This window comes from Micromonospora sp. NPDC004551, from assembly GCF_040609975.1.
Taxonomy (GTDB): Bacteria; Actinomycetota; Actinomycetes; order Mycobacteriales; family Micromonosporaceae; genus Micromonospora.
The window spans coordinates 1-22069 of record NZ_JBEXLM010000052.1; the positions used below are offsets into that span (position 1 = coordinate 1).

Consider the following 22069-nt stretch of genomic DNA (forward strand, 5'->3'; position numbering starts at 1 on the left):
CACCACCGGTGAAAGCCAGACCAGCAATACCCAGCACACTCTTACGGAAGATCGTGTTCATGGGGGTAGCTCCATTCGGGGGTTGGCGCACACACACCGACGGGGGTCGGCTGGGGTGATGTGCGCAAGCACCGTCAGGCGCTCTGAAGGGGGGAAAGTCTCAGGGGGGATCATCCGGCGCGCGAGGCGGGGCCTCTTCGTCGCGCCGGGACCATGTACAACGACCGGGGGCCCGCCATCATTCCAGGCCCGGCACACCCACCTCGGTGGGCGGCCGGCCACCCCGCAGGGCGGGGCGTGGTCCTCGGTCGTGCACCGGGTATAACGACCCCCGCCCACCAGCCATTCCTCCACCAGGGTGCCCCCGGTCACCCGCGAAACGGACACACCGCCCCACACGCACCCCCGGGAGCCCAGCGGGTGCAGTGCTCCTGAACGCCGCTACAAACTTGATGACGTGAACGAGTCAACAGCCCCGTGATGCCTCGGCCCGCCTTCCGGCCGGGACGGACACACTTCCGCCGGGGTGTCCTGGCCCCGCAGGGCAGAGAGCCCGTCAGTGGAACGCTATGTGTGTATCCGGGCCCCGGAGAGATACATAGCGTTCCACTCAGCAGGCGAGCTCGGGCGCGAACCGGACACGCGGGGACATCGGGCCGAACCCCGGGTAGACGGAAGCGGCCGGCCCCGTGAGGGGCCGGCCGCTTCGTTGAAGTCTTGTCACCAGAGCTGCTGGACGATGTCCGCCGCCTGCTCCTCCCACTGCGCGTACGCGTACGGGAAGGCGGACACCTGGACCGTCTGTGCCGCGGCGGTCAGCGGCAGGTCATGCCAGCCGCCGACGTTCTTCAGGGCGTTGAAGAACGCCTTGCTGGCGTAGTCCGGGTCGGTGACCTGTTCGGGCGTGCCCCAACCGGACGACGGGCGCTGCTGGAACAGGCCCTCGGAGTCGTGGTCGTTGTAGTCGCCGAGGTGGCCGAGGTTGTAGAGCTTCGACTCCTGCAGGGAGGTGGCGACGCCGATCACGGCGCCCCGCTCCCCGACACCGGTTTCCTTGGCCGCCTTCACGATGGCCTTGGCGTTGTCCAGCTGCGCGCCGTCGAGCGGGATGCGGGACTGGGCGCCCTCGACACCGCGCGGGATGAGCTCCTCGCGGCTGGGCTGGTCGGCCTTGGTGGGCACCTTGTCGCCGCCGGTGGTCAGGTCGGACTTCACCGTCTCGGTGGCGGTCTTCTTGCCGGTGGCCAGGTCGATGGCGGCCAGGGCGCCGGCGTGCGGGCCGCTGGTCACCGGGGCGGCGACGGCGGTCGGGCCGAACGCCAGTCCGCCCAGGCAGGCCACGCCCGCGACGGTCAGCGCGGTACGGCGGTTCGGGCTGGTGGCGATGGCGGTCTTCACGGTGGCGGTGTGCGCCATGGCGGTCTTCGCGATGGCGGGGAGCCATCGAGTGAAGTGCTGCTTCACGATGGTTGCCCTTTCGTCGTTACGACGCGCTCCGGGGTGAGCGCCCCTCGGGGGAACTACTGACCGGTACGGGTTTACGTCCCGGCGGTACGGGGGACACAACCCGCTCGACGTGTCGGGCATTCCGGAAATGCCCGAGGCGGCCCTGGCTGCGGCCCAGGTCACCCGGCATTCGGGACGCGCGGGGACGACGCGTACGAGCGCGGCGGAGAGGGCCTAGACGGCCGCGGGTACGCCGAACCGGACCAGGACGTGCCAGAGCTGCTTGAGGTGCTGGAGGGTCACCTCGGTGGGCCCGCGGTCGGCCCAGCGCTGCGGCTCGCGTACCACGGAGGCGGCGGCCCGGCCGATCAGCGCGGCGTGCACCGGCTCCCCCGGCCGGGCGAACTCGGCGTGCACCCGGGCGGCGAGCGGCGGGATGGCCGGCCCGCGGAACTCCGCGTCGACCCCGTCGACCGGCAGTTCGAAACCGGTGTGCCAGCGCAGCGGGAAGCCGTGCCGCCGGGCGATCGCCGCGAGGATCCGCCCCTCCTCGGTGCCGCGGAACGACGGGTCGACCACCAGGGCCTCGACGTCCCGCGCCAGGCTCAGCTCACCGTGCACCTGCGCCTCGATGTAGTCGTCCAGCGCCCGGCCGGCCGCGTCGGACGCCCGTTCGCGGCGGCGCAGCAGCGTCCGCAGGAGGGTGCCGGTGTCCATGCCGGCCACGCCGAGGCTGATGCCGGTCGCGGCGGTGGCCTCCAGCAGGGCCGCGAGCACCGGCTCGAACACCGCGAGCGTGCCGAGGTCCTTCGGCTCGGTGTGGCTGTCACCGAAGCTGAAGGTGGCGCGCGCGAGCGCCGCGGGCCGCAGCCGCAGGTGGCAGGACCCGAACCGGGGGCAGGCGCCGTCTGGGTGGTCGAGCAGGTTGAGGCCGCCGTACTTCGGACGCTCCGCCGGGGGCACACCGGGCCGCTGGTACGCCCCGCCGAACAGCGTCTCCTCCCAGCGGTCCCGGTCACCGCCGGGGAAGGCGGTCAGCCCGCCGTTGGAGACGCCGGTCTCGAACTGGCTGCGGTAGACGTCCTCCTGGTCGAGCGCCTCGGCCACCGTCCGGCCGTCGCGCAACAGCCGATCGGGATGGAAGTTGAGGGTCAGCCGGCCGTGTGCGGCGACCGCCGCGACGATCTCCTCCGGGCGGTACGCGGCCCCGGAGCCGGCGAGGTGCCGGGCGATGACGGTGAGCGCCGCCGGCCGGTCCCGGAGGGCGGCGGCGCCGACATGGCGGAGGGCGGCGGCCTGTGCGGGGGTCAGGATCACGTCGGACACGCGCCCGAGTATCGCCGGGCCCGCCGGCGGTGTGCGACCCGGATTCTCAGCCGCCGGTGCCGAAGCCGTCCAGGGTCTCCCGCTCCGCCGGGTCGCGCAGCTCCTGGAAGACGGTGAGGTGCAGGCCCGCCGGGCCGTCGAGGCGGGCGTCGAGCGACTGCCACGGGGTGACCGTCGGTGGCGCGACCTCGGTGGCGCCCGCCGCGACGAGGCGCTCGGTGGCCGCCCGGCTGTCGTCCACCTCGAACGCCACCCGCAGCCGGGGGGCGACCTGGCGGCCGACCTCCACCTCGTCGATCAGCCGCTTCTGCGCGGGGTTCGCCAGCTCCAGCGTGGCCCGGCCCGCCTCCAGGATCACCACCCGGGCGCCGTCGCCCCCGGAGTACGCCGCCTGCTCCGGCAGGCCCAGCGCGTCCCGGAAGAAGGCGACCGCGGCGTCGTAGTCCTCGGCCTCCACGACGAGACGCAACTGGCGTACGGTGGGCGGCCCGTCGGGAGTGTCCATGACCCAAGATCCTAGCCGCGGGTCGCGGCGCCCAGGCGGGCCAGGAGGTGGGCGTTGCCGCCGGTGGCGGCGAGCTGGCGGAGCAGCTGCTCCAGGGCGGCCTGGCGGTCCAGCGTGGACAGCGCGGACCGCAGCAGCCGCAGGCGCTCCCGCTCGACGTCGGTGAGCAGCAGTTCCTCCCGCCGGGTGCCGGAGGCCCGCACGTCGACGGCGGGGAACGTCCGCCGGTCGGCCAGCGCCCGCTCCAGCTTCAGCTCGGCGTTGCCGGTGCTCTTGAACTCCTCGAAGATGAGGCCGTCCGCGGCGGACCCGGTCTCGACCAGGGCCGAGGCGATGACGGTCAGCGAACCGCCCTCCTCGACCGCCCGGGCGGCGGCGAGCAGTTGCTTGGGCGGGGTGAGCGCGGCCACGTCCACGCCGCCGGAGAGGGTACGGCCCGCCGAGCGGACGGTCAGGTTGTAGGCGCGGCCCAGCCGGGTCAGCGAGTCGAGCAGCACGACCACGTCGTGGCCCAGCTCGACCAGGCGCTTCGCCCGCTCGATCGCCAGCTCCGCCACCGCGGTGTGGTCCTGCGGCGGACGGTCGAACGTGGCCGCGGCGATCTCGCCCTTCACCGACCGGGTGAAGTCGGTGACCTCCTCCGGCCGCTCGTCCACCAGCACCACCATGAGGTGGCACTCCGGGTTGTTGCGGGTGATCGCGTTCGCGATCGCCTGCAGCACCATGGTCTTACCCGCCTTCGGCGGCGAGACGATCAGCGCCCGCTGGCCCTTGCCGATCGGCATCACCAGGTCGACGACCCGGGTGGTCAGGATGTGCGGCTCGGTCTCCAGCCGCAGCCGCCGGTGCGGGTGGATGGGCGTCAGCCGGTGGAAGTCCGGTCGGTGGCGCGCCTGTTCGGGGGTCGTCCCGTTGACGGTGTCGACCTGGACCAGTGGGGCGTGGCGGCCCTTGTGGGGCGTGCCGGCGACCGCCCCGGTGACGAGGTCGCCGCGGCGGAGGCCGTACCGGCGCAGCTGGCCGGCGGTGAGGTGGGCGTCCGCGGCGGAGGGCAGGTAGCCGCCCACCCGGAGCAGGGCGTGGCCGTCGACCGTGTCGACGATGCCGCTCACCGGGAGCGGCGCGGAGGTTGCGGTCATCGAGTGCCTTTCGAGAAGTGGCCGTCCCGATCGGAACGGGCGCGGGGAGGCGAGCGATCGGCTCGCGGCATGGTGAGCGGAGGACGCGGGATCCCACGGCCCGGGCGGCGCGCGGTCGAGGTCGAGGCCGCAGCTCGCCGCCGCTGGTGCGCGGTCGAGGTGCCGGGCGCCGCGGCGCCGAAACGAGAGCCGGAGTGCTGGAGAGCCCGAGCCGGGTGTGGGGTGGCGGTGGTCTGCGTGACGGCCGCCGGACCGGCGGCATGCGCGGAGACGTTTACGCCTTCGGAGAGTGGACTCCGGGTGGCGCGCTGCGCCGGCATCCGGGTCCATCGGCAGGTTACCCCGGGCGAGCCGCCGCCGACAAGCGGATCGCCGCCGGTTCGGTCGGCACCTCGGTCGGCGTTACAGTGAGGGACGCGCCGACCGGGAAGGCCAGCACCGTGACTGCTACGACCGTGGTCGACCAGGTCCGCCTCGGTGACCACGTCTGCTGGACGCACGACGACGAGAGCGTCGCGCTCGACGTCGTCGGCCGCTTCGCCGCCACCGGCCTGCGCCTCGGACACAAGGTCGTCTGCTTCACCGAGACCTCGCCGCCGCAGGCGGTGCGCGCCCGCGTCGACGCCGTCGGCGTGCCGACCGAAGCCGCCGTGGCGGCGGGCCGGCGGCGCAACGTGCCGGCCCTGGAGGCGTATCCGACCGGCTCCCGGCCGGTGCCGGAGACGATGGTCGCCGTCGTGGTCGACGAGATCGACCGCGCGCGGCACGAGGGCTACCCGGGCATCCGGCTGGCCGGTGACATGGCGTGGGTGCTGCGCGGCGGCGCCAGCCTGGACGACCTGCGCCGGTACGAGACCGCGCTCAACCCGCTCTTCCTCGACGGGCGGGTCGCCGGCCTGTGCCTGTACGACCGGCGACTCTTCCCGGCCGACGCGCTGCGCGCCCTCGCCGCCGCCCATCCGGGCACGGCCGGGCCGCACGAGGCGCGGACCTGGGCGCCGCTGCTGCGGGCGTACCGGACGACCGACCCGCCGGGGCTGCGGCTGGTGGGGCAGGTGGACCAGAGCAACCGGGAGGCGTTCACCGCGGTGCTCGACGACGTGACGGCCGGGCAGCGTGCGGCGGGACGGCCGCCGGTGCTGGACGTCTCCGAGCTGAGCTTCGCCGACGTGGGCGCCGCCACCGCGCTGGTCCGGGCCGACCGGGCCAGCGCCACCGGCATCCGGCTGGTCGGGTGCCGGCCCGCGCTGCACCGGCTGCTGCACCTGCTCGACGGCGTGCCGACGACGGAGCACGCATGAGCGCGCCCGCCGGCCCGGCACCGGTCGGGTTCCAGCACGAACTGGCCTTCTACACCGACGCCGCGAGCCTGCTCGCGGTCACCGTGCCGTTCGTCCAGGAAGGACTGGCCGCGGGCGATCCGGTGCTGGTCGCCACGCCCGGCCCGCAGCTGGCGCTGATCCGCGCGGCGCTCGGCGCGGCGGGCGACGCCGTCGGCTGGGCCGACATGACCGACGTGGGGCGCAACCCCGGCCGGATCATCCCGTGCGTGCTCCAGGCGTTCACCGACCGTCATCCCGACCGGCCGGTCCGGATCATCGGCGAGCCGGTCTGGGCCGGGCGCACCGCCGAGGAGTACCGGGCCTGCGCCCAGCACGAGGCCGCGATCAACTGGGCCTTCGCGGGCCGGGCGGCGCGCATCCTCTGCCCGTACGACGCGGGACGGCTCGACCCCGCGGTGCTCGCCGAGGCTCGCTGCACGCACCCGCTCCTGGTCGAGCGTGGCGGGTCCCGCCGCATCGCCGGCTACGCCCCGGAGGCGGTCACCGAGCGGCACAACAAGCCGCTGCCCGCGCCGGCCGACCGGGTCGGGATGCTCCGCTACGACCTGGCGACGCTGCCCCAGGTCCGGCGGTTCGTCGCCGACCACGCCCGCGCCGCCGGGCTGGCCGCCGACCGGGTGGCCGACCTCCAGATCGCGGTCACCGAGCTGGCCACGAACAGCGTGGCGCACGCCGGCGGCGCCGGCACCCTCCAGGCGTGGCACACCGACCGGCACCTGGTGTGCGAGATCCACGACGACGGCTGGCTGGCCGATCCGCTCGCCGGCCGGCTCGTCCCCGCGCGCGACGGCATCGGGGGGCGGGGACTGGTCATCGTGCACGCCCTGTGCGACCTCGTGCTGCTGCACACCACCGCGGCCGGCACCACCGTCCGGCTGCACATGCTCCGGGAGGCATCGTGACGGGAACGGAACCACTGCTGCGTCCGGTCGGCCGGGTCGAGTCGCCGCTGAGCGATCCGGCGGCGGCGCCGAAGCAGGGCGACGAGGGCGCCCCGGAGGCGTGGCTGGTCTTCGACGAGGCGTACGCCCGGGCGCTGGACGGGCTTCGGCCCGGCGCGGACGTGCTGGTGCTGACCTGGTTGGACCGGGCCCGGCGGGACGTGCTCGCCGTGCACCCACGCGGGGACGTGTCCCGGCCCGAGACGGGCGTGTTCGCCACCCGCTCGCCGCACCGGCCGAACCCGGTCGGGCTGCACCGGGTGCGGGTGCTCGCCGTGGACGGCGTACGGCTGCGGGTGGCCGACCTGGAGGCGGTCGACGGCACGCCCGTACTCGATGTGAAGCCGGTCCTCGACGGCGAGCGCTGAGGCCCGTCGCGCCCGGCCGGGCCGCGGGCCCGGCCGGGCGCGTCCGCGCGTCAGTGGCCGCGGGCGATCCACTCGTCGAGGTGGGGCGCCTCGGCGGCGATCGTGGTGTCGTCGCCGTGTCCGGTGTGGACGACGGTCTGCGGCGGCAGGGTGAGCAGGCGGGTGCGGATCGACTCGACGATCGTGCCGAAGTCGCTGTAGGAGCGGCCGGTCGCGCCGGGACCGCCGGCGAAGAGGGTGTCGCCGGTGAAGACCGCGCCGAGGTCGGGGGCGTGGAGGCTGCACGCGCCCGGGCTGTGGCCGGGCGTGTGCAGCACCCGGAGAATGGTGCCGCCGACCTCGACGGACTGTCCGTCGGTGAGGTCGCCGTCGGGCGGGGTGTCGGGGTGCACCAGATCCCAGAGCACCCGGTCGGCCGGGTGCAGCAGCACCGGCGCGCCGGTGGCCCGGGCCAGCTCGGGTGCGACCCGGACGTGGTCGTCGTGCGCGTGGGTGGCCAGGATCGCCACCACCCGGCGGTCGCCGATCACGGCGCGGATGGCGGCCACGTCGTGCGGCGCGTCGACGACCACGCACTCGGTGTCGTCGCCGATTACCCAGACGTTGTTGTCGACGTCGAAGGTCTGGCCGTCGAGCGAGAACGTGCCGGAGGTGACGGTGTGGTCGACGCGGGCGGTCACGGGAAGACCACCACCGACCGGAGCACGTCGCCGTGGTGCATCCGGGTGAACGCCTCCTCGACCTGGTCGAGGGCGATCTCCTCGGTGACGAACGCGTCCAGGTCGAGACGACCCTGCCGGTACAGCTCGGTGAGCATCGGGAAGTCGCGGCTGGGCAGGCAGTCGCCGTACCAGCTGGACTTGAGGGCGCCGCCCCGGCCGAAGACGTCCAGCAGCGGCAGCTCGACGGTCATCTCCGGGGTCGGCACGCCGACCAGCACGACGGTGCCGGCCAGGTCACGGGCGTAGAAGGCCTGCTTCCAGGTCTCCGGCCGGCCCACCGCGTCGATCACCACGTCGGCGCCGAACCCGCCGGTCGCGGCGCGGATGGCCTCGACCGGGTCGTCCTCGGAGGCGTTGACGGTGTGCGTGGCACCGAATTTGCGCGCCCAGTCGAGCTTCCGGGAGTCGGTGTCCACGGCGATGATGGTCGTCGCGCCGGCCAGCGACGCGCCGGCCACCGCCGCGTCGCCGACCCCGCCGCAGCCGATCACCGCGACCGAGTCGCCCCGGGTCACGTTGCCGGTGTTCATGGCCGCGCCGAGGCCGGCCATCACGCCGCAGCCGAGCAGGCCGACGGCGGCGGGCCGGGCGGACGGGTCGACCTTCGTGCACTGCCCCGCGTGCACCAGGGTCTTCTCGGCGAACGCGCCGATACCCAGGGCCGGGGCCAGCTCGGTGCCGTCGGTGAGGGTCATCCGCTGCGCGGCGTTGTGGGTGTTGAAGCAGTACCAGGGGCGGCCCCGCCGGCAGGCGCGGCACTGCCCGCAGACCGCCCGCCAGTTGAGCACCACGAAGTCGCCGGGGGCCACGTCGGTGACCCCCTCCCCCACCTGCTCCACGACGCCGGCGGCCTCGTGGCCGAGCAGGAACGGATAGTCGTCGTTGATGCCGCCCTCGCGGTAGTGCAGGTCGGTGTGGCACACCCCGCAGGACTGGACGCGCACCACCGCCTCGCCCGGCCCCGGGTCGGGCACCACGATGGTGGTGACCTCCACGGGCGCACCCTTGCGCCGCGACACGACTCCCCGGACTTCCTGGCTCACACTTCCTCCTTCGTTCGCGACTGCGGGGCTCGCAAACCCGGCCTCGCGCTCACGGTAACCTCCGTCGTTCGCGACTGCGGGGCTCGCAAACCCGGCTCACTCCTCGCGCTCACGGTGCCCTCCGTCGTTCGCTGTGCGTCGAAACTACCGCTGATCAGCGCCGGCGGTTATCCGGCGCGTCGCGGGGTACGCGGTGGCCCGGTTCTCCGGCACCCACGGGAGTGATCATGAAGTTGACCCATGCGCCGCTCCGGATCAGCATCGGCGCGTTCATCCTGAATTCCGGGCTGTCCAAGCGGTCGCTGGAAGGCGAGGCCGCCGCCGGCATGCACGGCATGGCGGTCGGTGCGATCCCCCAGCTGCGGCAGTTCCCGCCCGACCAGTTCGCCAAGCTGCTCTCGCGCGCCGAGATCGCGCTGGGCGCCGCCCTGCTCACCCCGTTCGTGCCGTCGCTGCTGGCCGGCGCCGGGCTGACCGCTTTCGGGCTCGGCCTCGTGCAGCTCTACCTGAAGACCCCCGGCATGCGGGAGGCGAACAGCCTCAAGCCGTCGCAGGCCGGCATCGGCCTGGCCAAGGACAGCTGGCTGGTCGCCGCCGGGCTGACGCTGATGCTGGACTCGCTGGCCCACAAGCGCCGGTTCACGTGACCGGACCGGCCACGGCGGCGGCCGGCACGAGCGCGGCGTCGGCGGCGTAGCGGCGGCGGGCGGCGTTGCGGTAGCGCAGCACCTGCACCGCGCCCAGCCCCCAGAGCAGGTACTGCACGGCGAACGCCCAGCGGAACGCCGACAGCGGCGGCGTGCTCCGGCCGGCTGGGGTGGCCAGGTCGAGCACCACGCCGACCGCCAGGATCAGCAGGATCGAGGCGACGAAGCCGCCGACGTTGACGATGCCCGTGGCGCTGCCGATGCGGTGCACCGGGTTGAACGTGCGCGCGTAGTCGAAGCCGATCACCGAGCCGGGACCGTTGACCGCGAGGACGACCACGAGAGCGACCAGGAGCCCGTGCGGGGCGCGGCCGGGCCAGGCGAGCACCACCGCCCACACGGCGGCGGTGCCGGCGGTGATGGCGAAGACCACGGCCGAACGGTGGAACGGGTGCCGGGCGCACAGGTGCGCGATCACCGGGCCGCAGACGAGGGTCACCATGGTCATCAGGGTGAGCAGGCCGGCCGCCGCGGTGGGCGAGAAGCCCTGCCCCTGCACCAGGAACGGGTAGCCCCAGAGCAGAGCGAACACCGAGCCGGAGAACTGGGTGACGAAGTGCGTCCAGAGGCCCAGCCGGGTGCCGGGCTGCGCCCAGGCGTCGGCGAGCTGCCGGCGTACGGTGGCCAGGTTCGGGGCGAGCGCCGTGGTGTGTTCGGCGTGCGGGGTGTCCCGGACCGCGACGAGCACCAGCAGCACCACGGTCGCGCCGAGCGCCGCCGCGGTCAGGAACGCGGGCGTCCAGCCGGCGTGGTGCAGCAGCGCCACCAGGGGTACGGCGCCGAGCACCGCGCCGAGCTGCCCGATCGTGCCGGTGAGCTGCACCAGCAGCGGGTTGCGCCGGCCCGGGAACCAGAAGGCCACGATGCGCAGCACGCTGATGAAGGTCATGGCGTCGCCCAGGCCGACCAGCACCCGGGCGGCGACGGCGAGCCGGACGTCGGTGGCCACGGCGAAGCAGAGCTGCCCGGCCACCATGAGCGCGCCGCCGGCCAGCAGGAGCCGCCGGGAGCCGAACCGGTCGAGCAGAACCCCGACCGGCACCTGCATGGCCGCGTAGACGGCGAGCTGCGCGACGCTGAAGGTGGCCAGGGCGGCGGCGTTGATGTGGAAGCGATCCGCCGCATCGACCCCGGTGACGCCGAGCGAGCTGCGGTGGAAGACCGCCGCCACGTACGCGGTGACGGCCACCGCGAAGACCAGGGCCGCGGAGCGGCGCGGGGCGACCGTGCGGGGGGTCGCGCTCACCGCAGGGTCCGCAGCACGGTCGCGGCGTTGTCGATGTGCGCGCCGACCGCGTCGAGCCAGACCCGCGGGTCGTCGCCGTCGAGGGCGGCGAGCTGGCCGGCGTGCTCGGTGAGGGCCACCTCGGCCCAACCCGGCGACAGCCGGAAGCTGGCCTCGCCCATCCGCAGCTGCCGGTCGCGCAGCCGGTGGTACAGCTCGGCGAGGATCTCGTTGCCGGCCGCCTCGACCACGGTGGCGTGGAAGGCCCGGTCGGCGGCCATCAGCGCGGTGACGTCGCCGGCGGCGTGCGCCCGGCGCATCTCGTCGAGCCAGCGGGCCAGGTCGTCGCGGATGGCGGCCCGGCGCGGCCAGACCTGCTCGGCGGCGTGCAGCTCGACCAGGCGGCGGGCCTCGATGACATCGGCGATCTCCCGGGCGGAGACCGGCCGGATCAGCGCGCCGCGCTTGGGGTAGAGCTTCACCAGGCCCTCGGCCTCCAGGCGCAGCAGCGCCTCCCGGACCGGTGTCCGGGACACCCCGGTCGCCTCCGCGATCTCCCCCTCGCTGATCAGCAGCCCGCCCGGGTAGACCTGCTCCAGGATGGCCCGCTTGAGGTGCTGGTACGCCCGCTCGGCGGCGGACGGTCCGGCCGTGCGCGCGCCGTGGACCGGGGTGGGATGCGTCATGTATCTATGATGCGCCGGAGCTCGCCGGGCACCGCCACGCACCCGGCCGGACGTGGCCCACGACACGTCAGCGCAGCGTGAGCGCGCCGTCGGGGGCGCGGACGAAGCGCGTGCCGGAGGGCCGGCCGAGCCTGTCGAGGAGGTCGGCGAGCCAGCCGGCCTCGGCGGGCGTCGCGGCCTGGAGGCGCATCCGGCGCATCCGGACCGGGATGAGACGCAGCCGCCGCAGCTCCCCGGTGGCGGCGTCGAGCGTGGCCAGGTGCAGCAGCCGCAGCTCCGGCCGGTACGCCTCCTGCCCGCCGATCCCCTCGTAGTCGTCGATCAGATCGCCGCAGCCGTAGAGGATGAGCCGGCCCCGGTAGCGCTCGACCGCGCGGGGATGGTGGGACGAGTGGCCGTGCACCACGTGCACCCCGGCGTCGACCAGGGCGTGCGCGAACGCCACGTGCTCGTCCGGCACCTCGTGGCCCCAGTTGGTCCCCCAGTGCACCGACACCACCACGAGGTCGCCCGGCCGCACGGCCCGCGCGATCCGCTCGGCGAGCGCGCCGGCAGTCGCCGTGGACACCTCCGGCAGGTACGCCACGCCGGGCCGATGGGCCGCCGCCGCCCACTGCGGGAAGACCCCGCTGGACACCGCGCCCGCCGACCAGACCAGCAGCCGGCGGTCCCCGGCCAGCGGCACCACCGCGGGCCGCCACGCCTCCTCCGCGTCCCGGCCGGCGCCGGCGGTCCGGATTCCCGCGCCACCGAGCCCGTCCAGGGTGTCGGCCAGCCCGGCCGGCCCGAAGTCCAGCACGTGGTTGTTGCCGAGGGCGCACACGTCGAGCCGGGCGGCGGTGAGGCACGGCAGGTTCGCCGGGTGCATCCGGTAGTGGATGCCCTTGCCGGGGAAGTGCTCCCCGCGAGCCGTCACCGCCGTCTCCAGGTTGACGATGCGCGCCTGCGGTCGCTCCGCGTCGAGCAGCCGCAGCGCCTCGCCCCACGGCCACTCGGGCGGGACCGGGCGCGGCACCTGGCCGGCGACGGACTCGGCCAGCGCGACGTACCGGCGGGCGTCGGTGACCAGCTCCTCCCGCAGCTCGGGCGAACCCGGGTGGGGCAGGATCTGGTCCACGCCCCGCCCGGTCATCACGTCACCGGCGAGGAAGAGCGTCACCTCGGCCATGCCGGGGGTGTTCCCGCCGTACGCCGGGCCACGCGTGAGCCGGGCCGGGCTCGTCCCGCCCCTCTCCGCCGGGCTCGCCGAGCCGGCGGACCGGGGCGGCCGGGCTGGTTATCGTGTGGACGCAGCTGACCGGCCGGCGGCGAGGAGCACCGCTTGACCAGCACCACGTCCTTCCGCGCCTGGTACCGCCCCATGCGGGCCCGCCGGCGCGACGAGGCGCACCGGTCGGCCACCCCGCTGGAGCTCTTCTTCGACCTGTGCTTCGTGGTCGCGGTGGCACTGGCCTCCGAGGGCCTGCACCACGACGTCGCGGACGGGCACGTCGGGCACGGCCTGGTCAGCTACCTGAGCGTCTTCTTCGCGATCTGGTGGGCCTGGGTGACCTTCACCTGGTTCGCCTCCGCCTACGACACCGACGACGACGTCTACCGGCTGACCGTGCTGGTGCAGATCGCCGGGGCGCTGATCCTCGCCTCCGGCGTTCCCCGCGCCTTCGCCGACGCCGACTTCACCACGATCACCTACGGCTACGTGGTGATGCGGCTGGCCGCCACGGTGAACTGGCTGCGGGCGGCGGCCGGCGATCCGGCGCACCGGGCCACCGCGCTGACCTTCGCGATCGGCGTGGCCGTGGTGCAGGCCGGCTGGCTGCTCCGGCTCCTCCTGCCGCACGTGTGGCTCGCGCCCGCGTTCGTCGTGCTGGTCGCCGCCGACCTGCTCGTGCCGATACTCGGCGAACGGCACCGGCAGACCACCTGGCACCCGCACCACATCGCCGAGCGGTACCAGCTGTTCACCCTCATCGTGCTGGGCGAGGTGGTGCTCTCCACGTCGGTGGCGATCCAGCGCGGCCTGGACGCGGGCAACGGGCAGCTGTGGTCCCTGGCCGCCGCCGGCACGCTGATCGTCTTCGCGATCTGGTGGCTCTACTTCGACCGGCCCGACCCGCTGCCGCCGGCGTCGGTGCGCGGCGCCCTGTTCTGGGGCTACGGCCACTACTTCGCCTTCAGCTCGGTGGCCGCCGTCGGCGCCGGGCTGGCCGTGGCGGTCGACCACGACCTGCATACCGGGCACGTCTCCGGCCGGACGGCCGGCTACGCGGTCGCCGTGCCGGTCGCCGTCTTCCTGGTCGCCCTCTGGGCGCTGCACCTGCCGGCCAAGCACGGCGCCGGCCTGGTGCTGTTCCCCGGCGCGGCGGTGCTGGTGCTGGTGACGCCGTTGCTGTTCGCGCCGGTCGACCTGATCGCCGGGGTGCTGGTCGTCCTGGTGGCCGTCACGCTGGTCCTGCGGCACCGGACGGCGACCAGAACGCCCTGACCACGGCCTCGAACTCCGCGGCCCGCTCGATCTGCGGCATGTGACCGGTGTCGCGGAACAGGTGGCCCTGCGCACCGGGCAGCCGGGACCGCGCGTACGAGAGGTGCGCCGCGGGCAGGATCAGGTCCCGGTCGCCCCAGACGACCAGGGTGGGCAGGCCGAGCGCGGCCACCGCGTCGAGCAGTTCGGCGCGCCACTCGGGGCGTACGCCGCGCCAGGTGCCGAGGCTGCGGACCACCTCCAGCATCACCCGGGCGGCGTGCGGCTGCCGCGCCGCGGCCAGAGCGGTGGCGATCCGGGCCTCGGTGACGTACGCCGGGTCGTGGAAGATCGCGCGCTCCGTGCGGCGGGCGACCGCCGGGTGCGGGCGCAGCAGCAGCCGGGCGAGGGGCCGCAGCGCGAGCAACCGCAGCGCGAAGGTCACCTCCCGGCCGAAGCCGGCGCTGTTGACGAGCACCAGGCTGGCGGCCCGGTGCGGTGCGTCGGCGGCGAGCCGCATGGCCACCGCCCCGCCGAGAGAGTTGCCGACCAGGTGCGCCGGGCCGGTGATCCCGGCCGCGTCGAGGAACCCGGCGACCGCCGCGGCCAGGGTAGGCAGGCTGTGCCGCTCGTCCAGCGGCGTGGAGCCGCCGTGCCCCGGCAGGTCCATGGCGAGGACCCGGTGGTCGCGGGCCAGCCCCGCGTGCAGGTCGGCGAAGTCCTCGAGGGTCCGGCCGATGCCGTGCAGGAGCACCACCGTCGGGCCGTCGCCGGCGATCCGGCAGCGCATCCGCCGCCCGGCGACCGTGAGCTCGTCGGCCGGCGGCAGGGCGAGGGTCACGCCGGCCGTCCCGGGTCCGGCGCGACGGGTTCCGTGGCCGGCCGCGGCGCCGGAACCCGGGCCGGGCGGGGGCGCATCCCCAGGGCCAGCACCGTCCCGTAGCCGGCGGGGGCGACCCGGGCGAGCAGGTCGGGCAGCTTCGCCGACCAGCCGATCAGCACGCGGCCACGGCGGCGCTCGACCCCGCGCAGGATGACCTCGGCGGCCTTGGCCGGAGCGATGGAGAGCAGCTTCTCGAACTGCCTGCGGCCGGCCTCGTACTCCTCGACGGACACGCCGCTGCCGACCCGGGCGCTGCTGGCGATCCGGGTACGGATGCCGCCGGGGTGCACCGAGGTGACCCCGACCCCGTCGTCGACCAGCTCGTGCCGCAGTGCCTCGGTGAAGCCGCGTACCGCGAACTTGCTGGCCGAGTAGGCCGCCTGCCCGGCGGGCGCGATCAGCCCGAACAGGCTGGACACGTTGACCAGGTGGGCGCCGGGCTCGGCCTTGAGCGCGGGCAGCAGCGCGTGGGTCAGCCGCACCACGGCCCGGAAGTTGATGTCGACGACCCACAGGAACTCGTCGAGGGTGACCTGGTCGAACCGGCCGCCCAGCGCCACGCCGGCGTTGTTGACCAGCAGCCGGATCCGCGGGTGGGCGGCGAGGATCGCGGCGGCGACCCGGTCGGTGGCCTCGGCATCGGCGAGGTCGACCAGGTGGGTCTCGATCCGCCGGTCGGGGTGCGCGGCGCGGATGGCGGCGACCACGGCGTCCAGCCGCTCGGCGTCCCGGTCGAGCAGGACCAGGTCGGCGCCGCGCCGGGCCAGCCCGTGTGCCAGGGCCTCGCCGATGCCGCTGGCCGCGCCGGTCAGCACCGCGGTGCCGCCGGGGAAGACGAAGTCACGCATGGCGCTCCTCGGGTCAGGCGACGGGCGCGGGACGGTCGGCGACGGTGGCGGGCGTGCCCGCGCGGGAGAAGCGCACGCCGGAGTCGGTGACCCGGCCGTGGCGCATCAGCAGCACGTCGCGGGGATAGTTCTGGTGCAGCCGCCAGGGCGCCGCCGGGCCCTGCTTGGGCAGCCGGTCGACGGCGCGCAGCACGTAGCCGGACCGGAGGTCGATGATCGGCACGAGGTCGTCCGTGTCCGGGGCGAGCGGCGTGACGATCTGCTGGCCGGTGACGTCGAGGTGGCGCAGCAGCCGGCACACGTACGTGGCGACCAGGTCGGCCTTGAGCGTCCAGGAGGCGTTGGTGTAGCCGATGGTCATGGCGAAGTTCGGCACGCCGGAGAGCATCATGCCCTTGTAGGCGACGGTCTTCGCGAGGTCGATCTCGGCGCCGTCGACCACGAGGGTCATCCCGCCGAGGGCGAGCAGGTTGAGGCCGGTGGCGGTGACCACGATGTCGGCGGGCAGTTCCGCGCCGGAGGTGAGCCGGATGCCCTGCTCGGTGAAGGTGTCGATGGTGTCGGTGACCACCTCGGCCGTGCCGGCGCTGAGCGCGGCGAACAGGTCCCCGTCGGGCACCACGCAGAGCCGCTGGTCCCAGGGGTTGTAGCGGGGCGAGAAGTGCCGGTCGAGGTCGTAGCCGACCGGGAGCCTTCCCCGGGCGGCCCGGCGAAGGAACTTCTTCACCAGGCCCGGGGCGCGCCGGCTGAGCTGGAAGTTGGCCACCCCCAGCGCGACGTTCTTCCAGCGCGTCACCGCGTACGCGGCCTTCGCCGGGAGCCGGCGCCGCGCCGCGTCGGCGAACGGGTCGCGGGAGGGCAATGCGATGACGTACGTAGGTGAGCGCTGGAGCATGGTGACGTGGGCGGCCCGCTCGGCCATGGCCGGGACCAGGGTGACCGCGGTGGCGCCGCTGCCGATCACCACCACCCGCTTGCCGGCGTAGTCCAGGTCCTCGGGCCAGTGCTGCGGGTGCACGAGCCGGCCGGTGTAGCGCTCGACGCCCGGGAACTCGGGGGTGTAGCCCTCGTCGTAGCGGTAGTAGCCGGAGTTGGTGAACAGGAAGCCGCAGGTCAGGACCACGTCCTCGCCGGTGTCGTCGCGCCGGGCGCGCACGGTCCAGCGGGCGGTGGAGCTGTCCCACTCGGCGCGCACCACCCGGTGGTGGAAGCGGATGTGCTGCTGCACGCCGTACTCGCGGGCGGTCTCCCGGACGTAGGACCGGATGGCGTCGCCGTCGGCGATCGCCTTCGGGTTGGTCCACGGCTTGAACGAGTAGCCGAGGGTGAACATGTCGGAGTCGGAGCGGATGCCCGGGTAGCGGAACAGGTCCCAGGTGCCGCCGACGGCAGCCCGGGCCTCCAGCACCGCGTACGTCTTGCCGGGGCACTCGCGTTGCAGGTGGACGGCGGCGCCGACGCCGGAGAGCCCGGCACCGACGATGAGGACGTCGACGTGGTCGGAGGCCATGGCATCTCCCGTTCGGCCGGCAGTGGACGGACACTATCCAGCCCCGTCGACGCCAGTCAACACCATGTCGAGTGGAATCGACACGGTGTCGAGCGGGTGTAACATCGGCCGACATGACACCCGCCCGTACGCCGACCGGCACCGCGCCGACGCGCGGGCGGCGACCCGGCCGCTCCACCGGCGACGACCGGGAGGTGGCCATCCTGGCCACCGCCGAGCGGCTGCTGCGGCAGCGCCCCTTCGGCGACATCTCCATCGACGACCTGGCCCGGGGCGCCGGCATCTCCCGGCCCACCTTCTACTTCTACTTCCCGTCGAAGGACGCGGTGCTGCTCACCCTGCTCGACCGGGTGACCGAGGAGGCCAACACCGCCGCGGGCGACGTGCTGGTCCGGCTCGCCGAGGACCCGCGGGCCCGCTGGCGGGAACTCATCGCCCGGTTCCACGCGACCTTCGGCGGCCACCGGGACGTCGTGCTGGCCTGCGCCCAGGTGCGCGGCACCAACGCCGAGGTGCGCCGGCTCTGGGCCGAGGTCCTCGAACGCTGGGTACGCGCCGTCGAGGCGGCCATCGAGGGGGAACGCGCGCGTGGCGCGGCCCCGGACGGGCTGCCCGCCCGGGACCTCGCCATCGCGCTGAACTCGATGAACGAGCGGGTGTGGTACGCGACCTTCGCCGGCGACGGGCCGGCCGTGGCCGAGCGGGACGTGGTCGACGTGCTGCTCGACGTCTGGCTGACCGCGATCTACCGGACCACCACCCCGCCGGTCAGCCCGTCCGCGTGAAGTCCATGACCCAGTTGGTCTCCCAGGTCCGCTCGCCGTCGGTGGAGAACGCCTGCTCCCAGCGGCAGGAGGTGGGCGTGATCCGCGACCAGATGAACCGGCAGCGGATCGGCCGTCCCTCGTCGGTGTCGTCGGCGTAGAACGTGCCCACGCCGTCGACGAACCGGCCGACCATCGGCGGCTGTTCGAGCACCCCGCGCCTGCTGTTCATCCAGTAGATCGACCAGAGCCCGGTCTCCGCGTCGCGGATGCGGACCGTCGACCCGGAGAAGCCCCGGGTCGGGAAGCGGATCTCGTCGAAGCTGCCGGCGCCGTCGAAGAACGAGCGGGCCACCGAGGTGCCGGGGAACTCGTCCCACTCGTCGCTGCCCACGTGCCGCTTGACCAGCCGCCGGTTGGTCACGTCCCAGCTGCCGACGAAGAAGTCGAAGTCGCTCATCAGAAACCCACCTTTCCCTCGGCCCGGTGGTCGGCCAGGTAGCCGGCCAGGTCCGGCCGGTCGGGGGCGAGCACGTGCCGGATCCAGGCCGTCCGCTCGTGCTCCAGCACGCCCAGCTCCCAGACGCAGCCGACGCCCGGGCGTTCCAGCGGGACGAAGTGCGCCGGGTCGTCGTCCGGGCAGTCCAGCGCGGGCTGGCCGGCGATCGCGATCCGGCACTCCACCACGTTGTCGAAGAACCAGCTGTACGCCAGCAGGTACGCGCCGGTGTCCGCGCCCCGGTGCAGCACCACCCACCCGGCCGGCGGGGTGCCGCCGTCCGGGGCGGGAAGCAGCTTCGGCAGGTACGCGTAGGCGGCCTCGATCACCTCCGGTTCGAGGCGGCGGTCCGGCTGGTCGATGTGGTAGCGCTTGACGTGCCGGCCGGCGACCTCGACGGTCCCCGGCACGGTCAGTTCCTTGTCGTGGAAAGCCATGCCGGGACAGTAGGACCACTCCCCTGACAGCTAGTGTCAGTGGAATGCGGGCCAGTCGTCTCCTGTCCATCCTGCTGCTGCTCCAGGCCCACGACCGGCTCACCGCCGCCGAGCTGGCCCGGCGGCTGGAGGTCTCGGTACGCACCGTCTACCGCGACGTCGAGTCGCTGCACGCCGCCGGCATCCCGCTCTACGGCGAGGCCGGGCACTCAGGCGGCTACCGGCTCGTCGACGGCTGGCGGACCCGGCTCACCGGGCTCACCGCCGAGGAGGCCGACCGGCTGCTCTTCGCCGGGCTGCCCGGGCCGGCCGCCGAGCTGGGCTACGAGTCGGTGGTGGCCACCGTGCAGCTCAAACTGCGCGCCGCGCTGCCGCCGCCGCTCGCTGACCGGGCCGCCCGTCTGGAGCAGCGGTTCCACCTGGACACCCCGGGCTGGTACTCCGACGGCGACCCGTCGCCGTACCTGGCCGCCGCGGCCGAGGCGGTGTGGCGGGAGCACCGGGTCCGGGTCCGCTACCGGAGCTGGAACGGCGAGGTGACCCGGGTCCTCGAACCGTACGGGCTGGTGCTCAAGGGCGGCCGCTGGTACGTGGTGGCCGCCCGCCCGGACCGCGCCGAGCCCGCCACCTACCGGGTCAACCAGATCCTCGACCTGACCCCGCTGGACGAGCCGTTCGACCGGCCGGAGTTCGACCTGCCGGCCTGGTGGCGGGCGCACGTGGTCGCCTTCCGGGCCGGCCTGCACCGCGACGAGGCGACGATCCGGCTCTCGACTCGGGGCCGGGAGCGGCTGCGCGAGGTCGCCAGCGACGCGGTCGTCGCCGCGGTGGACGCCAGCGCCGGCCCGCCCGACGCGGCGGGCTGGGTACGGGCGGTCGTACCCATCGAGTCGCTCACCCACGCGCACGGCGACCTGCTGCGGCTCGGCGCCGAGGTGGAGGTCCTGACCCCCGCCACCCTGCGCGACCGCCTGGCCGAGACCGCCAGCGCGCTCGCCGCCCTCTATCACCCGCCCGCCCCCCATTGATCAGAAGGTTCGCGTCGGCGCCGATCTCCCCGGTGACGCGAACCTCGTTGTCGACCCGTCGTCAGCCGAGGTCGCGCAGGGCCGTCGCCAGGGTTTTCAGCGCGCGGTCGATGTCGGACGCGGGGTTGGCGGCGTAGCCGAGGACCAGGCCGGGCGGTTGCGGGCGCTGGCCGTGCCAGGACAGGGGCTGCACCTTGACGCCGCGGCGCAGCGCCGCCGCGGCCAGCGCCGTGTCGTCGACGTCGCCGGGCAGTGTGACCAGCAGGTGCAGGCCCGCCGCCGCGCCGTGCACCACGGCGCCGGGCAGGTGCGCACGGACCGCCCGGATCATCGCGTCCCGGCGGCGGACGTGCCGGCGGCGCAGCAGCCGCAGGTGGCGTTCCAGCTCGCCGGAGTCCATCAGCTCGGCCAGCACCAACTGCGGCAGGGCGGCATTGCCCAGGTCGGCCATCCGCTTCGCCGCCACCAGGTCGGCATGCAGCCGGGGCGGCACCAGCACCCAGCCGATCCGCAGCGCCGGGGCGAGCAGCTTGGAGACGCTGCCGGTGTAGCAGACCCGCTCCGGCAGCATTCCGCGCAGCGCCGGCACCGGCGGGCGGTCGTAGCGGTGCTCGGCGTCGTAGTCGTCCTCGATGACCAGGCCGCCGCGGCGGGCCCAGCCCAGCAGCCGGCGGCGCCGGTCACCGTCGAGCACCACGCCGGTCGGGAACTGGTGCGCCGGGGTGAGCAGCACGGCCGGCGCGCCGCTCTCCGCCAGCCGGTCGACCCGCAGGCCCTGGGCGTCGACCGGCACCGGCGGGGTCTCCAGCCGCCAGTTGTTCAGGTGCTGGCGTACGCCGAGCGAGCCGGGATCCTCCACGGCGACCGTGTGCACCCCGTCGGCGTGCAGCACCTGGGCGAGCAGGCCGAGCGCCTGGGACACCCCCGCCACGACCACCACCTCGGCCGGGTCGACCCGGATGCCCCGGTTGCGGGCCAGCCAGGTGGCGACCGCGAGCCGCAGCGCGGAGGTGCCGGTCGGGTCGCCGTACCCGAAGGCGGCGGGCGTCAGGCGGTGCAGCACCGCGCGTTCCGCGCGCAGCCAGGCCGCGCGGGGAAAGGCCGCCAGATCGGGTACGCCGGGCGTGAGGTCCAGCTCCGCCGGGGCGTTGCGCAGCGCGTCGAAGACGCCGGTGTCCGGCCGTGCGCCGAACACCTCCGGCGGGCGGCGCGGCGCCGGCGCCCGGGTGACCACGGCGGCGGGGGTGGCCACCACGACCGTGCCGGCCCGGCCCCGGCCGACCACGTGCCCGTCCTCGGTCAACCGCTGGTACGCCTCGGTCACCACGCCCCGCGACACGCCCAGCTCGGCGGCGAGCACCCGGCTGGCCGGCAGGCGGGCGCCCACCGGCACCCGGCCGTCGGCGATCGCGGCCCGCAGCCGGGCGGCCAGCCAGTCGGCGCGCCCGCCGGGCGGGGCCTCCCCGACGTCGAGCTGCAGGAAGTCGGTACCGGCCGTTATGGACCCCTCGACCGCCGATGGTTTGGCCCTGTCCATCAGACCATTATGGTCGCAGGCTGGACCGCATGAGCATCGCCTTCCTGCTGACCACGCTCGTCGTGGTGATCACCCCGGGCACCGGGATGATCCACACCCTCGCCACCGGCCTCTCCGCCGGCCGGCGGGCCGGCCTGGTGGCCGCCGCCGGCTGCACCCTCAGCCTCGTCCCGCATCTGGTCGCCGCGACGACCGGGCTGGCGGCCCTGCTCCGCGCCGGCACCCCGGCGTTCCGCGTGGTCACCTGGCTGGGCGTGGCGTACCTGCTCTGGATGGTCTGGGCGGCGCTGCGGGATCGCGGCCCGCTGCCGCTGGACGAGCACCGCCCGCCCCGACCGGCCGGCCGGCTGTTCCGCGACGGGGTGCTGCTGAACCTGCTCAACCCCAAGGTCACCGTCTTCTTCGTGGCGTTCCTGCCGCAGTTCGTGCCGCCGGACGCGCCGGACGCGCCGATCCGGATGCTGGCCTGCGGCGCGGTGTTCATGCTGGCCACCCTGGTGGTCTTCGCCGGATTCGCGCTGCTGGCCGGAGCGCTGCGCCGCCGGGTGCTGGCCCGGCCCCGGCTGACCGCGCTGCTGCGCCACGGCTTCGCCGGCAGCTTTCTCGCCCTGGGCCTCGGCCTGGCCCTCACCGCCCGATAGGAGTCCT

Annotated in this window: 22 protein-coding genes and 1 pseudogene; 8 read left to right on the forward strand and 15 right to left on the reverse strand. The window is 74.5% G+C overall.

What is annotated here, in order from left to right; all coding sequences use genetic code 11:
- Nucleotides 1-720: 720 nt before the first annotated feature.
- From ABZW14_RS32970 to rho, 4 genes and pseudogenes are all read right to left on the reverse strand, one after another.
- Nucleotides 721-1464: a hypothetical protein gene (locus ABZW14_RS32970; RefSeq protein WP_355354715.1), complete on the reverse strand. Its 744-nt coding sequence runs from the start codon at nt 1462-1464 to the stop codon at nt 721-723.
- Between the two features lie 216 nt (nt 1465-1680).
- The gene (locus ABZW14_RS32975) at nt 1681-2772 is read right to left on the reverse strand and encodes a DUF3626 domain-containing protein (protein ID WP_355354718.1); all 1092 of its coding nucleotides are present in this window, start codon (nt 2770-2772) and stop codon (nt 1681-1683) included.
- Between the two features lie 46 nt (nt 2773-2818).
- Complete coding sequence (locus ABZW14_RS32980; protein ID WP_355354721.1) at nt 2819-3277, reverse strand: VOC family protein; 459 nt, start codon at nt 3275-3277, stop codon at nt 2819-2821.
- 11 nt (nt 3278-3288) lie between these two features.
- A pseudogene (gene rho / locus ABZW14_RS32985) lies at nt 3289-4395 on the reverse strand (transcription termination factor Rho); the annotation flags it as partial.
- A gap of 461 nt (nt 4396-4856) precedes the next feature.
- Here rho and ABZW14_RS32990 point away from each other — a divergent pair.
- The 3 genes from ABZW14_RS32990 to tsaA are packed head-to-tail and all read left to right on the forward strand — an operon-like array spanning nt 4857 to nt 7068.
- A complete protein-coding gene (locus tag ABZW14_RS32990; protein ID WP_355354724.1) occupies nt 4857-5717 on the forward strand; it encodes an MEDS domain-containing protein in 861 nt (286 codons plus the stop codon).
- Complete coding sequence (locus ABZW14_RS32995; RefSeq protein ID WP_355354727.1) at nt 5714-6661, forward strand: sensor histidine kinase; 948 nt, start codon at nt 5714-5716, stop codon at nt 6659-6661. The genes ABZW14_RS32990 and ABZW14_RS32995 overlap by 4 nt, the downstream gene beginning before the upstream one ends.
- Nucleotides 6658-7068: a tRNA (N6-threonylcarbamoyladenosine(37)-N6)-methyltransferase TrmO gene (gene tsaA / locus ABZW14_RS33000; RefSeq protein ID WP_355354730.1), complete on the forward strand. Its 411-nt coding sequence runs from the start codon at nt 6658-6660 to the stop codon at nt 7066-7068. Before ABZW14_RS32995 ends, tsaA begins: the two co-directional genes overlap by 4 nt.
- A gap of 50 nt (nt 7069-7118) precedes the next feature.
- Here tsaA and ABZW14_RS33005 read toward each other — a convergent pair whose 3' ends face one another.
- Together ABZW14_RS33005 and ABZW14_RS33010 are read right to left on the reverse strand one after the other, a co-directional pair.
- Nucleotides 7119-7748, reverse strand: a complete 630-nt coding sequence (locus ABZW14_RS33005; RefSeq protein ID WP_355354733.1) for an MBL fold metallo-hydrolase — start codon at nt 7746-7748, stop codon at nt 7119-7121.
- Nucleotides 7745-8833, reverse strand: a complete 1089-nt coding sequence (locus tag ABZW14_RS33010; RefSeq protein WP_355354736.1) for an S-(hydroxymethyl)mycothiol dehydrogenase — start codon at nt 8831-8833, stop codon at nt 7745-7747. The genes ABZW14_RS33005 and ABZW14_RS33010 overlap by 4 nt, the downstream gene beginning before the upstream one ends.
- A 227-nt stretch (nt 8834-9060) precedes the next feature.
- On the opposite strand from ABZW14_RS33010, the gene ABZW14_RS33015 reads away from it, so the two are divergent.
- Complete coding sequence (locus ABZW14_RS33015) at nt 9061-9480, forward strand: hypothetical protein (RefSeq protein ID WP_355354739.1); 420 nt, start codon at nt 9061-9063, stop codon at nt 9478-9480.
- Here ABZW14_RS33015 and ABZW14_RS33020 read toward each other — a convergent pair.
- From ABZW14_RS33020 to ABZW14_RS33030, 3 genes are all read right to left on the reverse strand, one after another.
- Nucleotides 9473-10786, reverse strand: coding sequence for an MFS transporter (locus ABZW14_RS33020; RefSeq protein WP_355354742.1), 1314 nt, complete (start codon nt 10784-10786; stop codon nt 9473-9475). The two genes, ABZW14_RS33015 and ABZW14_RS33020, sit on opposite strands and share 8 nt — an antisense overlap.
- Nucleotides 10783-11451 carry a GntR family transcriptional regulator gene (locus ABZW14_RS33025; protein WP_355354744.1) on the reverse strand — a complete coding sequence of 223 codons (669 nt, stop codon included), beginning with the start codon at nt 11449-11451 and terminating at the stop codon, nt 10783-10785. The genes ABZW14_RS33020 and ABZW14_RS33025 overlap by 4 nt, the downstream gene beginning before the upstream one ends.
- 67 nt (nt 11452-11518) lie before the next feature.
- Nucleotides 11519-12619 carry a CapA family protein gene (locus tag ABZW14_RS33030; RefSeq protein WP_355354746.1) on the reverse strand — a complete coding sequence of 367 codons (1101 nt, stop codon included), beginning with the start codon at nt 12617-12619 and terminating at the stop codon, nt 11519-11521.
- Between the two features lie 153 nt (nt 12620-12772).
- On the opposite strand from ABZW14_RS33030, the gene ABZW14_RS33035 reads away from it, so the two are divergent.
- Entirely contained in the window at nt 12773-13936 is a 1164-nt protein-coding gene (locus tag ABZW14_RS33035) for a low temperature requirement protein A (RefSeq protein WP_355354749.1), read from the forward strand.
- On the opposite strand, the gene ABZW14_RS33040 is transcribed toward ABZW14_RS33035, so the two are convergent.
- The 3 genes from ABZW14_RS33040 to ABZW14_RS33050 are packed head-to-tail and all read right to left on the reverse strand — an operon-like array spanning nt 13893 to nt 17156.
- Nucleotides 13893-14756: an alpha/beta fold hydrolase gene (locus ABZW14_RS33040; RefSeq protein WP_355354752.1), complete on the reverse strand. Its 864-nt coding sequence runs from the start codon at nt 14754-14756 to the stop codon at nt 13893-13895. The genes ABZW14_RS33035 and ABZW14_RS33040 overlap by 44 nt on opposite strands.
- Complete coding sequence (locus ABZW14_RS33045) at nt 14753-15646, reverse strand: SDR family NAD(P)-dependent oxidoreductase (RefSeq protein WP_355354755.1); 894 nt, start codon at nt 15644-15646, stop codon at nt 14753-14755. The genes ABZW14_RS33040 and ABZW14_RS33045 overlap by 4 nt, the downstream gene beginning before the upstream one ends.
- 13 nt (nt 15647-15659) lie before the next feature.
- A complete protein-coding gene (locus ABZW14_RS33050) occupies nt 15660-17156 on the reverse strand; it encodes an NAD(P)/FAD-dependent oxidoreductase (protein WP_355354758.1) in 1497 nt (498 codons plus the stop codon).
- A gap of 113 nt (nt 17157-17269) precedes the next feature.
- On the opposite strand from ABZW14_RS33050, the gene ABZW14_RS33055 reads away from it, so the two are divergent.
- Nucleotides 17270-17941, forward strand: a complete 672-nt coding sequence (locus ABZW14_RS33055; protein WP_355354761.1) for a TetR/AcrR family transcriptional regulator — start codon at nt 17270-17272, stop codon at nt 17939-17941.
- Here ABZW14_RS33055 and ABZW14_RS33060 read toward each other — a convergent pair.
- A complete protein-coding gene (locus ABZW14_RS33060) occupies nt 17925-18380 on the reverse strand; it encodes a hypothetical protein (RefSeq protein ID WP_355354764.1) in 456 nt (151 codons plus the stop codon). The genes ABZW14_RS33055 and ABZW14_RS33060 overlap by 17 nt on opposite strands.
- Nucleotides 18380-18856: a hypothetical protein gene (locus ABZW14_RS33065; protein ID WP_355354767.1), complete on the reverse strand. Its 477-nt coding sequence runs from the start codon at nt 18854-18856 to the stop codon at nt 18380-18382. Before ABZW14_RS33065 ends, ABZW14_RS33060 begins: the two co-directional genes overlap by 1 nt.
- Nucleotides 18857-18900: 44 nt before the next feature.
- On the opposite strand from ABZW14_RS33065, the gene ABZW14_RS33070 reads away from it, so the two are divergent.
- Nucleotides 18901-19884 carry a transcriptional regulator gene (locus tag ABZW14_RS33070; protein ID WP_355354770.1) on the forward strand — a complete coding sequence of 328 codons (984 nt, stop codon included), beginning with the start codon at nt 18901-18903 and terminating at the stop codon, nt 19882-19884.
- Between the two features lie 61 nt (nt 19885-19945).
- Here ABZW14_RS33070 and ABZW14_RS33075 read toward each other — a convergent pair whose 3' ends face one another.
- A complete protein-coding gene (locus tag ABZW14_RS33075) occupies nt 19946-21421 on the reverse strand; it encodes a PLP-dependent aminotransferase family protein (RefSeq protein WP_355354773.1) in 1476 nt (491 codons plus the stop codon).
- A gap of 29 nt (nt 21422-21450) precedes the next feature.
- Here ABZW14_RS33075 and ABZW14_RS33080 point away from each other — a divergent pair, with 29 nt between their 5' ends.
- Complete coding sequence (locus ABZW14_RS33080; RefSeq protein WP_355354776.1) at nt 21451-22062, forward strand: LysE family translocator; 612 nt, start codon at nt 21451-21453, stop codon at nt 22060-22062.
- The last annotated feature ends 7 nt before the right edge of the window (nt 22063-22069 follow it).